15 protein-coding genes are annotated in these 13219 nt (G+C 73.5%); 12 read left to right on the plus strand and 3 right to left on the minus strand.

What is annotated here, in order from left to right; all coding sequences use genetic code 11:
- Nucleotides 1–128 precede the first annotated feature (128 nt).
- Nucleotides 129–665 (minus strand): adenylate kinase, encoded by a 537-nt coding sequence (locus ABGB16_RS31770; protein ID WP_347671767.1) that lies wholly within the window; start codon nucleotides 663–665, stop codon nucleotides 129–131.
- 464 nt (nucleotides 666–1129) lie between these two features.
- Here ABGB16_RS31770 and ABGB16_RS31775 point away from each other — a divergent pair, with 464 nt between their 5' ends.
- From ABGB16_RS31775 to ABGB16_RS31815, 9 genes are all read left to right on the plus strand, one after another.
- Complete coding sequence (locus ABGB16_RS31775; RefSeq protein ID WP_347671768.1) at nucleotides 1130–1642, plus strand: flavin reductase family protein; 513 nt, start codon at nucleotides 1130–1132, stop codon at nucleotides 1640–1642.
- Between the two features lies 1 nt (nucleotide 1643).
- Nucleotides 1644–2705, plus strand: a complete 1062-nt coding sequence (locus ABGB16_RS31780) for an ABC transporter substrate-binding protein (protein ID WP_347671769.1) — start codon at nucleotides 1644–1646, stop codon at nucleotides 2703–2705.
- Nucleotides 2702–3541, plus strand: a complete 840-nt coding sequence (locus ABGB16_RS31785; protein ID WP_347671770.1) for an ABC transporter permease — start codon at nucleotides 2702–2704, stop codon at nucleotides 3539–3541. The genes ABGB16_RS31780 and ABGB16_RS31785 overlap by 4 nt, the downstream gene beginning before the upstream one ends.
- Nucleotides 3517–4266 carry an ABC transporter ATP-binding protein gene (locus ABGB16_RS31790; RefSeq protein ID WP_347671771.1) on the plus strand — a complete coding sequence of 250 codons (750 nt, stop codon included), beginning with the start codon at nucleotides 3517–3519 and terminating at the stop codon, nucleotides 4264–4266. Before ABGB16_RS31785 ends, ABGB16_RS31790 begins: the two co-directional genes overlap by 25 nt.
- A complete protein-coding gene (locus tag ABGB16_RS31795; RefSeq protein WP_347671772.1) occupies nucleotides 4263–5594 on the plus strand; it encodes an LLM class flavin-dependent oxidoreductase in 1332 nt (443 codons plus the stop codon). The genes ABGB16_RS31790 and ABGB16_RS31795 overlap by 4 nt, the downstream gene beginning before the upstream one ends.
- 20 nt (nucleotides 5595–5614) lie before the next feature.
- Entirely contained in the window at nucleotides 5615–6664 is a 1050-nt protein-coding gene (locus tag ABGB16_RS31800; RefSeq protein ID WP_347671773.1) for an aldo/keto reductase, read from the plus strand.
- Complete coding sequence (locus ABGB16_RS31805) at nucleotides 6661–7215, plus strand: NAD(P)H-dependent oxidoreductase (protein ID WP_347671774.1); 555 nt, start codon at nucleotides 6661–6663, stop codon at nucleotides 7213–7215. The genes ABGB16_RS31800 and ABGB16_RS31805 overlap by 4 nt, the downstream gene beginning before the upstream one ends.
- On the plus strand, nucleotides 7212–8450 hold the full coding sequence (locus ABGB16_RS31810; RefSeq protein ID WP_347671775.1) for a vanadium-dependent haloperoxidase: 1239 nt from the start codon (nucleotides 7212–7214) through the stop codon (nucleotides 8448–8450). The genes ABGB16_RS31805 and ABGB16_RS31810 overlap by 4 nt, the downstream gene beginning before the upstream one ends.
- 155 nt (nucleotides 8451–8605) lie before the next feature.
- Entirely contained in the window at nucleotides 8606–9685 is a 1080-nt protein-coding gene (locus ABGB16_RS31815) for an LLM class flavin-dependent oxidoreductase (RefSeq protein WP_347671776.1), read from the plus strand.
- 93 nt (nucleotides 9686–9778) lie between these two features.
- On the opposite strand, the gene ABGB16_RS31820 is transcribed toward ABGB16_RS31815, so the two are convergent.
- Nucleotides 9779–10738, minus strand: coding sequence for a YafY family protein (locus ABGB16_RS31820; RefSeq protein WP_347671777.1), 960 nt, complete (start codon nucleotides 10736–10738; stop codon nucleotides 9779–9781).
- 61 nt (nucleotides 10739–10799) lie between these two features.
- Between ABGB16_RS31820 and ABGB16_RS31825 the strand changes: the two genes are divergently transcribed.
- From ABGB16_RS31825 to ABGB16_RS31835, 3 genes are all read left to right on the plus strand, one after another.
- The gene (locus ABGB16_RS31825) at nucleotides 10800–11372 is read left to right on the plus strand and encodes a DinB family protein (RefSeq protein WP_347671778.1); all 573 of its coding nucleotides are present in this window, start codon (nucleotides 10800–10802) and stop codon (nucleotides 11370–11372) included.
- Nucleotide 11373: 1 nt separating this feature from the next.
- A complete protein-coding gene (locus ABGB16_RS31830; protein WP_347671779.1) occupies nucleotides 11374–11811 on the plus strand; it encodes a VOC family protein in 438 nt (145 codons plus the stop codon).
- Between the two features lie 165 nt (nucleotides 11812–11976).
- Complete coding sequence (locus tag ABGB16_RS31835; protein WP_347671780.1) at nucleotides 11977–12465, plus strand: hypothetical protein; 489 nt, start codon at nucleotides 11977–11979, stop codon at nucleotides 12463–12465.
- A gap of 76 nt (nucleotides 12466–12541) precedes the next feature.
- Here the strand turns inward: ABGB16_RS31835 and ABGB16_RS31840 are convergent, their stop codons facing one another.
- Nucleotides 12542–13027 carry an alpha/beta fold hydrolase gene (locus ABGB16_RS31840; RefSeq protein WP_347671781.1) on the minus strand — a complete coding sequence of 162 codons (486 nt, stop codon included), beginning with the start codon at nucleotides 13025–13027 and terminating at the stop codon, nucleotides 12542–12544.
- Nucleotides 13028–13219: the final 192 nt, after the last annotated feature.

Here is a 13219-nt window from a genome sequence, read left to right on the forward strand (position 1 = left end):
CTCAAACTCCAAGTACCAAGCCCGCGGACCCAACGTAGACCGGCATAGCTACAAAGCCACCATCGCGATCGACATCATCACAAACCATTGCGAAACACCCGCCGGACCTTAACCGAGCGGCGTTGGATCTAGTGCGGCGGGCGGGGCAGGCCGGCGAGCCACCGGTCCAGGGCCGCGGGGGAGCGGAACAGCAGTACCGGCGGCCCGGACGGGTCGCTCCGCCAGGCCCGCATCCGGCGCCGGGCCCGCCCGAACGCGGTGACGTGCCAGACCAGGATCGAGTCCCGGGACAGCACGCTGCCCAGCGACTCGCGGTTGCCGTTGCAGATCTCCTCACCCGTCACCAGCCGGCGCAGGGTGCGGCGCAGCAGCCGCCAGAAGGAGCGCCAACGCGGGTAGTCCAGGCCGACGACCAGGTCGGCGCGGGCCAGCGGCACGTCCCGCCACCCGTGGTACGCCCCGTCGAGGATCCAGCGGTCCCGTCGGCAGATCTCCTCGATCCGGCTGCGTTGCCGCGCGACCGGTACCTCCACCCAGCCCGGCTGCCAGAGCAGGTCGTCCACCGGGTACCACGGCAACCCCAGGCGCTCGGACAGCCGCGCCGCGAGCGTGGACTTGCCGGCCCCGTACACCCCGTAGACCAGGATGCGGGACGGTGTGCTCATCCGCGGCAGCGTACGTCCCCGACGCAATCCCGGCCGAGGTGACCGGACGACGCAAGAATGCGCCGCCGCAGGTCAGGGAACGATCACCCGGATGCCGGGCGGGGTGGGGGGCCGTCCAGGGCGGCGGGTGCCCGGGGTCGTCTCAGCGTGTGAAACCCTACTTGACCAATAGGTTTTATGGGTAGACGCTTTCATTCATGACCAGCCAGAACGCCCCGCTCGACGGCACCGCGGTCGCGGTGTCGCGGGTGTGTTGCCGCGGCTGGACCGGCGCGCGCGGCTGCTGCCGCTGACCGCGTTCCTGACTTCCTCCCCCTCGTCACCTTCTCCACCGTCGCGCCGCCGGCTCAACGAGGACCGGCAGCCGCCTCCGTGACACGTTGCGCGGCCCGCTCGACGAGGCACCGCGCCCCCGCCATGCCCGGGATGGTGCGTGCCCTCGCTCCCGACCCAGGAGGAATGCCATGACCATGGCCGCCGAACCCCTCGCCCCGGTCGACCCGGACACGTTCCGCACCCTGCTGCGCCGGCAGGCCGCCTCGGTCGCGGTGGTGACCGTCGCGGGCGACCCGCCGGTGGGATTCACCGCGACATCGTTCACGTCGGTGTCGCTGCGACCGCCGCTGGTGTCGTTCTGCCTGGCCCGGTCGTCGTCGAGTTGGCCGACGGCCGCCCGCGCGAGGCACGTCGCGGTGCACCTGCTCGGCGAGGACCAGCAGGACATCGCGCGGACCTTCGCCACCAGCGGCATCGACCGGTTCGCCGCGCACCCCGGATGGCGGTACGGCCCGTACGGGGTGCCGCTGCTGGACGAGCCGGTCGCCCGGCTGCTGTGCCGGGTGACCCAGCGGGTGCCGGCCGGCGACCACACGATCGTGCTGGCCGAGCCGCTCAGCGGCAGCCACGGCGACGGCGCCCCGCTGCTCTACCACATGGGGCGGTACGCCGCCCTGCGTCCATCCACGAAGGAGTCCTGAGTTGAAGCCCGGATACACCTTGAACCGGCGGGCGTTCCTGTCCGCCGCCGTCGGCGCCGTCGCGCTGGGCCTGACCGCCTGCGCCGGTGACGACGAACCGGACGCCGCGCTCGCCGCCGCGCCGCTGGCCGAGGCCGTGCCGAAGGGCACCAAGCTCGTCGTGGGGGACAAGGAACACCAGAAGGCGATCGAGTACTCCGGCCTGGCCGAGCGGTTCACGTTCGAGGTCGAGTGGGCCAACATCAGCGGCGGCCCGCAGACCCTGGAGGCGTTCCGGGCCGACGCGCTGGACCTCGGGTCGGTCGCCGACATACCGCCGATCCACTCCCACTGGACCGGCATTCCCACCAGGATCGTCGCGTCGAAGTTCCGCCAGGACCCACTGAACCACGCCATCTACCGGCTCGGCATCGCGCCGGGAGTAACGGTCGGCACCCTGGCGGACCTGCGCGGCAGGCGGGTCGCGTACAGCCCGGGGCAGGCGCAGGGCGCACTGATCCTGCGGGTGCTGCACAAGGCCGGCCTGTCCAAGAAGGACGTCGAGCTGGTCGAACTGCCGAGCACCGGCGACGTGTACGCGACGGCCCTGGCCAGCCGCCAGGTCGACGTCGCGCCGATCGGCGGCGTGCAGATCAGGCGGTACGAGAGCAAGTACGGCAGGGACGGCGCCACCACGATCCCGCACGGCCTGCGCGACGATCCCGGCCACCTGTACGCGCCGGCCACCGTGCTGGCCGACCCGGCGAAGGCGGCGGCGATCCGCGAGTACGTGCAGGTGTGGGCGCAGGCCTGGCGGTGGCGGGAGGCCCACCCCGACGAGTGGATCGAGCGCTACTACATCAGGGACCAGGGCCTCACCGCCGACGACGGCCGGTGGCTGGTCGAGAACAACGGCATCGCCGACATCCCGGCGAGCTGGGCCGAGGCCATCTCCCGGCACCAGGAGACCATCGACCTGCTCGCCAAGGAGACCGGAAACCGGCCGCTCAGAGCCGAGGACCTGTACGACCGGCGGTACGAGACCGTCGCCGCGGACGCCCTCGCGGCGGGAGGTGCCCGGTGACCGCCTCCGTTCTCACCAGGCACCGCCCGGCGGCGGCCACCGGATCGGCCCGTACGGCGAAACGACCGCTCGGCCCCGGCCGCCCCATCCCGTTCGGCGCCGCCGTCGGGCCGCTGCTGCTGCTGGCGGTGTGGACGGCCGGGTCGGCGGCCGGCTGGCTCGACCCGCGTACCCTGTCGGCGCCCTGGACGGTGGTGACGACGGCCGGTGACCTGATCGCGGACGGCCGGCTGCAGGACAACCTGGCGGTCTCCGCCGGCAGGGCCGGCCTCGGGCTCGGGATCGGCACCGTCGTCGGCACCGTGCTGGCGTTGGTCGCGGGGCTGAGCCGCTGGGGCGAGGCCGTCCTCGACGGCCCCATCCAGATCAAACGGGCCATCCCCGCCCTGGCGCTCGTGCCGCTGCTGGTCCTGTGGTTCGGCATCGGCGAGCAGATGAAGGTCACCACCATCACGCTCGGCGTGTTCGTGCCGGTCTACATACATACGCACAACGGCCTGCGGAGCATCGACAGCCGGTACGTCGAGCTGGGTGCGTCGCTGCGGCTGCCGCCGGCCGTCTTCATCCGCCGGATCGTGCTGCCCAGCGCGCTGCCCGGCTTCCTGCTCGGCATGCGGTTCGCCGTGGTGGGCGCCTGGCTCTCCCTCGTGGTCGTCGAGCAGATCAACTCGACCAGCGGCATCGGCTACATGATGGACCTCGCCCGGCAGTACGGCCAGACCGACGTCATCATCGTCGGCCTCGTGCTCTACGGCCTGCTCGGGCTGGTGTCCGACGGCGCCGTCCGGCTCGTGCAGAGGAGGGCGCTGTCGTGGCGACGCACGCTGGCGGACTGACCGCCGCGCCACCGCGCGCCGTTCGGGTACGCGGCCTCTCCCGGGGGTTCGGTGACCGGACGATCCTGGACGGGCTCGACCTGGAGATCGCCGCCGGCGAGTTCGTGGCCCTGCTCGGCCGCAGCGGCTCGGGCAAGAGCACGCTGCTGCGGGCGCTGGCCGGTCTGGACCGCGACGTGGCGGGCGGCGGCCTGGTCGAGGTGCCGCAGAACTCGTCCGTCGTGTTCCAGGACGCCCGGCTGCTGCCGTGGCAGCGCGTCCTGGCCAACGTCGTCCTGGGCCTGCCCGGCCCGGACGCGGACGAACGCGGCCGGGCCGCCCTGGCCGAGGTCGGGCTGGCCGGCCGCGAGGGGGCCTGGCCCAGGGAACTGTCCGGCGGTGAGCAACAGCGGGTGGCGCTGGCGCGTTCGCTGGTCACCGAGCCCGAGCTGCTGCTGGCCGACGAACCGTTCGGCGCCCTCGACGCGCTGACCCGGATCAGGATGCACCACCTGCTGCGCGAACTGTGCGCACGGCACCGGCCCGCCGTGCTGCTCGTCACGCACGACGTCGACGAGGCCGTCACCCTCGCCGACCGGGTGCTCGTGCTCGACACCGGGCGCATCGCGCTCGACCGGACCATCGACCTGCCGGCGCCGCGCTCACACCGGCAGCCGCGATTCCTCGCGTACCGGGAGTCGCTGCTGGAAGCGCTGGGCGTCCGAGAAAACGGAGGACAGCTGTGATCCACCTCAACGCCTTCCTGATGGGCGTCGGCCACCACGAGGCGGCCTGGCGGCTGCCGGAGAGCGACCCGTTCGCGCAGACCGACGTCGCGCACTTCACACACCTCGCCCGCGTGGCCGAACGCGGCAAGCTCGACTCCCTCTTCCTCGCCGACAGCCCGGTGCTGTGGAACAGCATCGGCCGCCGGCCGGGCGGCACCCTCGAACCGACCGTGCTGCTCACCGCGCTGGCCGGTGCCACCACCCACATCGGACTCATCGCGACCGCCTCGACGACCTACAACGAGCCGTTCAACCTGGCCCGCCGCTTCGCCTCACTGGACCACATCAGCGGCGGCCGGGCCGGCTGGAACATCGTCACCACCGCCGGCGTGGACGCGGCCCGCAACTTCAACCTCGACGAGCTGCCCGCCCACCGGGACCGGTACGAGCGTGCCGCCGAGTTCATCGACGTCTCGCTCAAGCTCTGGGACAGCTGGGACGACGCCGCGCCCCTCGGCGACAAGGACGCGGGCCGGTGGGGCGACGACGAGCTGCTCTACCGGCCGGACCACAGGGGGCGCCACTTCCGGGTGGCCGGCCCGCTCAACCTGCCCCGCTCGCCGCAGGGCTACCCGCTGCTCGTCCAGGCCGGATCGTCCACCGACGGCAAGCAGCTCGCCGCCCGCTACGCCGAGGCGGTGTTCACGGCGCAGCAGACCCTGGCCGAGGCGCAGGCGTTCTACCGCGACCTCAAGGGCCGCGCGGCCGAACTCGGCCGCGACCCCGACAGCATCAAGATCCTGCCCGGCATCGTCCCGGCCATCGGCGCCACCGAGGCCGAGGCCCGCGCGCTGGAGGACGAGCTGGACCGGCTGATCAAACCCGAGTACGCCCGGCAGCAGCTCGCCAACACGCTGCGGGTCGCCCCCGAGGACCTCGACCTGGACAAGGAACTGCCCGCCGACCTGCCCGGCGAGGACGAGATCGAGGGGGCCAAGAGCCGGTACACACTCATCGTCACGCTGGCCCGACGGGAGCGGCTGACCGTACGGCAGCTCATCGGCCGCCTCGGCGGCGGGCGCGGGCACCGTACCTTCGCCGGCACCCCGGAGCAGGTCGCCGACGCGATCGAGAGCTGGTTCCGCAGCGGCGCGGCCGACGGTTTCAACATCATGCCGCCCGTGCTGCCGTCCGGGCTGGAGGCGTTCGTCGACCACGTCGTGCCGATCCTGCAGCGCCGCGGGCTGTTCCGCACCGAATACACCGGGACGACGCTGCGCGACCACTACGGGCTGCCCCGCCCGGCCAACCAGTTCACCCGGCAGCCTGCTGCCGCGTCCCGCTAGCCAACAGGAAAGGACGAACCATGGTCGACCATCGGCCCTTCGGGCGCACCGGCGTCCGGATCAGCTCCCTCACGCTGGGCGCGATGAACTTCGGCGCGCGGGGCAACCCGGACCACGAGGACGGCATCCGGATCATCCATCGGGCGCTCGACGAGGGCATCAACGCCATCGACACCGCCGACGTCTACTCCCACGGCGAGTCGGAGGAGATCGTCGGCAAGGCCCTGGCCGCAGGGCGCCGCGACGACGTCTTCCTCGCCACCAAGTTCCACGGCCAGGTCGGTGACAACCCGCAGCACCGGGGCAACTCCCGCCGCTGGATCGTCCGCGCCGTGGAGAACAGCCTGCGCCGGCTGCGTACCGACTGGATCGACCTGTACCAGGTGCACCGGCCGGAGCCGGACACCGACTTCGACGACACCCTCGGCGCGCTCAGCGACCTGGTCCACCAGGGCAAGATCCGCTACATCGGCACCTCCACCTTCGAGCCGTCGGCCATCGTCGAGGGCCAGTGGATCGCGCAGCGGCGCGGCCGGGAGCGGGTGGTCAGCGAGCAGCCGCCGTACTCGATCCTCGCCCGCGGCGTCGAGCGGGAGGTGCTGCCCGTGGCCCAGCGGTACGGGCTGGCGGTGCTCCCGTGGAGCCCGCTGGCCGGCGGATGGCTGTCCGGCCGCTACCACGGCGGCCTCGACGCCCCGATCTCCCGACGGGCCGACCGGTTTCCCGCGCGGTTCGACCCGACCCTGCCGGACAACGCCGCCAAGCTCGCCGTCGTGGACGCGCTGGCCGCCCTCGCCGACGAGGCCGGGCTGTCGCTGATCCACCTGGCGATCGCGTTCGTCCTGGAACACCCGGCCGTCACGTCGGCGATCATCGGGCCGCGCACCCTCGCGCACCTGGAGTCCCAGCTCGGCGCCGCCAAGGTGACCCTGTCCCGGGACGTGCTGGACCGCATCGACGCCATCGTCCCGCCCGGCACCACGCTGAACCCCGCCGACGCCGGCTACCAGCCGCCCTCGGTGGCCGACCCGGCGCACCGGCGCCGGCAGCCCCTCGGGGGATCGCGGTGACCACCGTCGTCGTGGTCGGCAACCCCCGGGCCGGATCGCGCACCCGACGGCTCGCCGAGACCGTCACCGGCGAGCTGCTGGCCCGGCTGGCGCGGCCGCAGGGCGACGTCCACGTGCTGGAGCTGGCCGAGATCGTCGGGGTGTCCTTCGGCCCGGAGCCGGCGTACGGGGCGACGGCCGGGCCCGACCCGTTCGACACGGTGCGGGCGGCGGAACTGCTGATCGTCGCCACCCCGGCGTACAAGGGCAGCTACACCGGGCTGCTCAAGGTCTTCCTGGACCAGTTCGGGCACCGGGAACTGGCGGGCGTGACCGCCGTGGCGGTGGCGGTGGCCGCCGCGCCGGCGCACGCGGACGCCGCGGCGTCGGCGCTGCGCGACGTGCTCGCCGAACTCGGCGCCCACGTCCCGGCGCCGCTGGCCGTGCCGGAGCCGCGGCTGGTCGACGCGCGAGAGATCGCCGCCCGGTGGGCCGACCAGCACGCCGACGCCCTCCTGCATCTCCCACCTTCCACCCTGCACCCATCCCACGAAGGAGTGACCGCATCATGACCCCTCCCAACCTTCGCGGCTGGCGCGGTGGCGCGGCGGTAATCGCCGCCGCCGCGCTGGTCGCCGGCGTTCCCGCAGTACCGGCGGCCGCCGACACGTCCACGGTCGACACCGCCGTCGAGTGGTACGACGCCACCGCGGCCACGATCGCCACCAGCACCCGGCCGCAGGTGACCAACAGCCGCGCCTGGGCGATCGCCTGGCTCGCCGCCGCCCGCGCGCTCCGCACCGCGCCCACCGGGAAGACACGCCACTACGAGGACGCCGCACTCGCCTCCGCCGTGCACACCGCGCTGAGCACCCTGATCCCCGAGGGCGCCCCCACGCTCGACGCGGCGCTGCGGACCACGCTGGAGCGCATCCCCGACGGGCGCGCCGAGGACCGCGGTGTGGCCGCCGGCCGGGCCGAGGCGCGAGCGCTGCTCGCCCAGCGCGCCGGCGACGGGCTCGACCCCGCCTCCGTGAACCCGCCGTACCCCACTCCCGCCCCGGCCCCCGGCGTCTGGCAGCCCACCCCGCCGAGCTTCACCGCCGCCCAGCAGGCCGGCACCCGGTTCGCCACGCCGTTCCTGCTCGACCGCGCGGACCGGTACCGGCCCGGCCCGCCGCCCGCGCCGGGCTCCGAGCGCTACCGGGCGGACCTGGCCGAGGTCCGGGCGTACGGCGCGGTCGACAGCGCGGTACGCACCCCGCGGCAGACCGACACGGCGACGTTCTGGCTCGGCTCCTCGCTCACCCTCTACACCGGGATCCTGCGTGCCGCGCTCGCCCAGTCCACCCGGCCGACCGCCTGGCGGGCGGGCCTGGTGGCCGTCTTCCACGTCGCGCTCGTCGACACCCAGATCGCGACCTCCGACACCAAGTACGCCTACCTGAGCTGGCGGCCCGTCACCGCCATCCGGGCGAGCGCCGACGGCGACCCCGAGTGGACGCCGCTGCACACGACGCCCGCGCACCCCGACTATCCCAGCGGACACAACACCTACTCCGGCGCGGCCGAACAGGTCCTCACCGCCCTGGTCGGGCCGGTGGCCCGGCAGCCCTACACCATCACCAGCCCCAGCCAGCCCGGTGCCACCCGCACCTACACCGACTGGCGACGCCCGACCGTGGAGAACATCGATGCCCGGGTGTGGTCGGGTATCCACACCCGCACCGCCGACGAGGTCGGCGTCCGGCTCGGCCGCGACGTCGCCGCGCACACCGTCCGCAACGCGCCACGGTTGTTCGGCTGAGCTGGCCCGCCGGGGCGGGGCGGCAGGGCCACCCGTCCCGCCCCGGCGGGAGACCTCGACCTCCCACCCAGCGGGAGCGCGCCGGTCCCGCGCCGGGAGGCCCCCGCGAACGAACCCGATCCCACCCCTCCCCGACAGGACAGGAAGAGCCACCGATGAGCCTCGAGTTTCTCTGGTACATCCCGAACCAGGCCCAGCCCGGCCACCGCGGCGACGACGTCGTCGAAGGACACAACAGCCTGGCCACCCTCGTCAGGCACGCCAAGGCCCTGGAGGAGCACGGGTGGGGCGGGGCGCTCATCGGCACCGGCTGGGGACGGCCCGACACCTTCACGGTCGCCGCGGCACTGGCCGCGCAGACCACCACGTTCCAGCCGCTGATCGCGGCCCGGCCCGGCTACTGGCGCCCGGCGAACTTCGCGTCGGCCGCGGCGACCCTGGACCACCTCACCGGGGGGCGGGTGCTGGTCAACATCGTCTCTGGCCGGGACAACCTGGCCGCGTACGACGACAGCGAAGGCGACCAGGCCCACCGCTACGCCCGCACCAGGGAATTCATGCAGATCGTGCGCAGGCTGTGGACCGAGGAGAACGTCACCTACCACGGCGAACACTTCAGCGTCACCGACGCCACCGTGGCGCCCCGAACGGTCGTACGCGGGGAGCGCCGGCACCCCCGGCTCTACTTCGGCGGGGCCTCCGCGGCCGCCGAGAAGGTGGCGGCCACCGAGGCCGACGTCCAGCTCTTCTGGGGCGAGCCGCTCGACGGCGTCGCGCAGCGCATCGAGCGGCTCAGGCGACTCGGCGAGACGCTGGGACGCGAGCACGCTCCGCTGGAGTTCGGGCTGCGGGTCACCACGCTGGTGCGGGACACCACGGAGCAGGCCTGGGCCGACGCCGAGGCCAAGGTCGCGCAGCTGGCCGAGGCCAAGGGCACACTCGCGCGCGACCTGAACTGGCAGGCCGCCGTGGGCCAGCAGCGGCTGCTGGACCTCGCCGCGCGCGGAGACGTGCTCGACGACAACCTGTACACGGCGCCCGGCAGGTTCGGCGGCGGCGGGGCGGGCACCACCTGGCTGGTCGGCTCGGCCGAGGACGTGGCGAGGTCGCTGCGTAGGTACCAGGCCCTCGGCGTCACCCACTTCGTGCTCTCCGACACGCCCTACCTGCCGGAGATCAAGCGCCAGGGCGAGCAGCTCCTGCCGCTGTTGCGCGAGGAGGCGTTGGTGGCCTGAGGCCCGGCGCCGCCGCGTGTCCGGTGCTGGCGGCGGGCTCGCCGACCGGAGGCGCGGTGGGGCGCGTCCACCGACGTTCGCCGGGAGGGCCCGTCAGCCGGCCCCGGCCATCGCCGCGAGGCGGCGGGCGAGCAGGGCGGCGACCTCCCGCAGCTCCGGAGGCTCCAGCACCTCCGCGTCGAAGCCCAGCCGGGCCACCTGCGCGGCGAGCCACTCCAGGCTGTCCCCGCCGACGACGAGCACGCACCAGCCGTCGCGATCCTCCTCGACGCGCCCCACCTGGGGCGGCACCAGCTCCCGCACCCGGTCGGGGCGGGCGTGCACCCGAACCCTGGCGAGATGCCGGTACGGGGCCTCGGTTACGGACCGCTGCACGTAGGCGACCGGGTCCGGATGCTCCCTCGTCCGGAAGCGCCAGGTCGTCGCCACCACCTCGCGCATCCGGTCCAGGCGGAAGGTGCGCCAGTCGTCGCGGTCGACGTCGTGGGCCATCAGGTACCAGCGGCGGCCGGTGGTGACCATCCGCACCGGTTCGACCGTGCGCTCGCGCTCCCCGCCGTCGCGGCCGGCGTACCGGAAGCGCACCCGCACGGCGTCGCGACAGGCCCGCGCGAGCGTCACCAGCAGCTCCGCGTCGATTTCGACGCCGGGGCCGACGAGGGTATCGGTGGCGCCGTGCACCGCCCGCACCTCGGCGCGCAGCCGGGGCGGCATCACCTGGTCGAGCTTCGTGAGTGCCCGCAGGGCCGCCTCGCCCGCCCCGGCGACCGTGCCCCCCGAGGCCAGCCGCAGGGAGACCGCCGTCGCGATCGCCTCCTCGTCGTCGAGGAGCAGCGGCGGCAGCCGGGTGCCCGCGCCGAGCTGGTAGCCGCCGCCGACGCCCGCCGTCGCGTGCACGGGATAGCCGAGCGCGCGCAGCCGCTCCACGTCGCGGCGCACCGAGCGGTCGGTGACCCCCAGCTCGGCGGCGAGCTCGGCGGCGGTCCAGGACGGCCGCCGCTGCAGCAACGTCAGCAACCGCAGCACCCGCTCGGTCGTCGCCTCGACACCCACGCACCCATCGTTCCACAGATCACGGAACGATCCTGTCCGCTATATGCGGCAGGCTGGGAGCATGACCGACCAGATGTGGAACCCTGTGCTCCGCGACCAGCTCGCCTGGCACTGGACCAACCAGCTGCGCGAACGCCTCGACGGACTCACCGACGACGAGTACTTCTGGGAGCCGGCGCCCGGCTGCTGGAGCGTGCGCCCGCGCGGCAGCGGCACGGCGCCGGTGCAGGCCGGTTCCGGCGCGATGACCATCGACTTCGCGATGCCGCAGCCCGACCCGCCACCGTTCACGACGATCGCCTGGCGACTCGGGCACGTGATCGTCGGCGTGCTCGCGGTGCGCAACGCCGCGCACTTCGGTCGCGCGCCCACCGACTACCAGTCGTTCGAGTACGCCCCGACCGCGGCCGCGGCACTGACCCAGCTCGACGCCGAGTACGCCACGTGGCTGGCCGGGGTCGAGTCCCTCGGCGAGGCCGGCCTCGCCCGCCCGTGCGGAGAGGCGGAGGGACCGTACGCCGAGCGTCCGCTGGCGGCACTGGTGCTGCACATCAACCGCGAGCTGATCCACCATCTGGCCGAGGTGTGCCTGCTCCGCGACCTGCATCGGCAGACCCGGCGGGAGGTGGGCTGAGATGGCCCGCGACATCCAGATCACCTTCGACTGCGCCGACCCGGCCGGGTTGGCGGCGTTCTGGGCCGACGCCCTCGGCTACCAGCTGCAGGACCCGCCCGCCGGCTTCGAGTCCTGGGAGCAGGCCCTGGAGGCGATGGGTGTGCCGCCCGAGAGCCGCAACGACGCCTCGGCGGTGGTCGACCCCGCGGGCTGCGGGCCGCGGCTGTTCTTCCAGCGGGTGCCGGAGGGCAAGCGGGCCAAGAACCGCGTGCACCTCGACGTGCGAGCCGCCCCCGGGCTCCGGGGCGACGCGCGGATGGTGGCCCTGGAGGCGGAGGCCGAGCGGCTCGTCTCCCACGGTGCCACCCGGCTGCGGCGCCACGAGCCCGCCCCGCCGCTCGGCGCCGGTCACATCGTGATGGCCGACCCCGAGGGCAACGAGTTCTGCCTCGACTGATCAGCCGCGCGGCGGGGCCGGCGCGCCTTCACCTCGCGCGGCCGGCTCACCCGGTCACGGTCAGGCTGCTCATCGGTTCGGGAGCTTACGGTGCAGGTCACCGGAGGTCCGAACCCGTCCGCCCAAAGTTGATCAGGATTTGCGTGTCGGTTAGGGTGCCTGCCCGTGAAGCGTCTTCGTGTTGCCTCGACCGTGTTGATCTGTGCGTCCCTGCTGGCGCTTGCCGCGTGTGGTGGGGAGGACACCGAGACCACGGCCGGTCGGGCGCCGTCCGCCTCCTCGGCGCCCGCCACCTCCTCGGCGCCGTCCCCGTCGGCCGCGGTGGCTACGAAGAGCGACAAGGAGCTCTGCGAGTCGGCGAAGAAGGTGGGGGCCGAGATGAAGGCGAAGCTCGTCGCCGCCGTGCAGTCCGGAGATTCGTCGCCGGCCACGTTCAGGAAGGTCCTGACCGGGCTCAGTGAGAAGGTGACCGAGGTGGCCTCCGCCGGGGGCGACGGCAAGGTGACCACCGCGATGAAGCAGTTCGCTGCGGAGGCCGCCAAGGCGGCAGGGGCCGCGGATCCGGCGACCGCCGCCGACAACCCCGCCCTTACGAAGGCCGGCGCTGACCTCTCGGCGGCGTGCAAGGCGGTCGGAGTCAGCGCCACCTTCTGACGGCGCCGCCCCGGCGGGCGACTCGCCGCGGTCACCACGGGCCACCCATCCGGCCCGTGGTGACCGCGGCCCGTTTCTATCGCCCGGCCCCGACCTCGTCGGCCTGCCTCCACAGCTCGAGCAGCAGCCGGTTGACCTCGTCGGGACGTTCTTGATGTGGCGAGTGGTCCGCCCCCGCGACCCGGTGGAAGGAAGCGCCGATCCGCTCCGCGACAACCCTCGCCGTGGCCACCAGCGCGTCCCCGGTCGTCGACCGGTAGTCCGCCGGCGCCGACTCCCACGAACCGGCGAGCACCAGCTTGGGGTAGCTGGTCGGCCGGAGCGAGTCGACCGGCAGGTCAGCCTCCCAGCAGGGTCGTTCCCGCATGGCCGTCTGCGCCGCCCGCACGGCGAACTCCATCGGCTCGGGAACGCGCTCGTCGTTGCCGTACGCCGCCCGCAGGTAGTCCTCCGCAGGCAGGGATCGGGACGCGGCCACGTACCGCCGGTTGGCGTCGAGTGCCGCGGCGACGACGGGATCTTCGGCTGCCACCGCGAGCGCGGCCGGCTCGATGAGCGCCATTGACATCCTCCCCCGCCTAAAGGCGTGGGATTCCGACCCTCGCGGGTTGGGGTTCCTGGTTCATTGCAGACCGCACGGAAGGAGGTCCTTCGTGTCTGACGTCCGCTCCGCAGGCGTTTTTCGTCTCGACCAGCCCGGCCGCGACGGCGATGTTCTTGGCGGCGTTGACGTCCCGGTCGTGCCGGGTGCCGC

Source organism: Micromonospora sp. B11E3 (assembly GCF_039871625.1).
In the GTDB taxonomy this organism is placed as follows: domain Bacteria; phylum Actinomycetota; class Actinomycetes; order Mycobacteriales; family Micromonosporaceae; genus Micromonospora.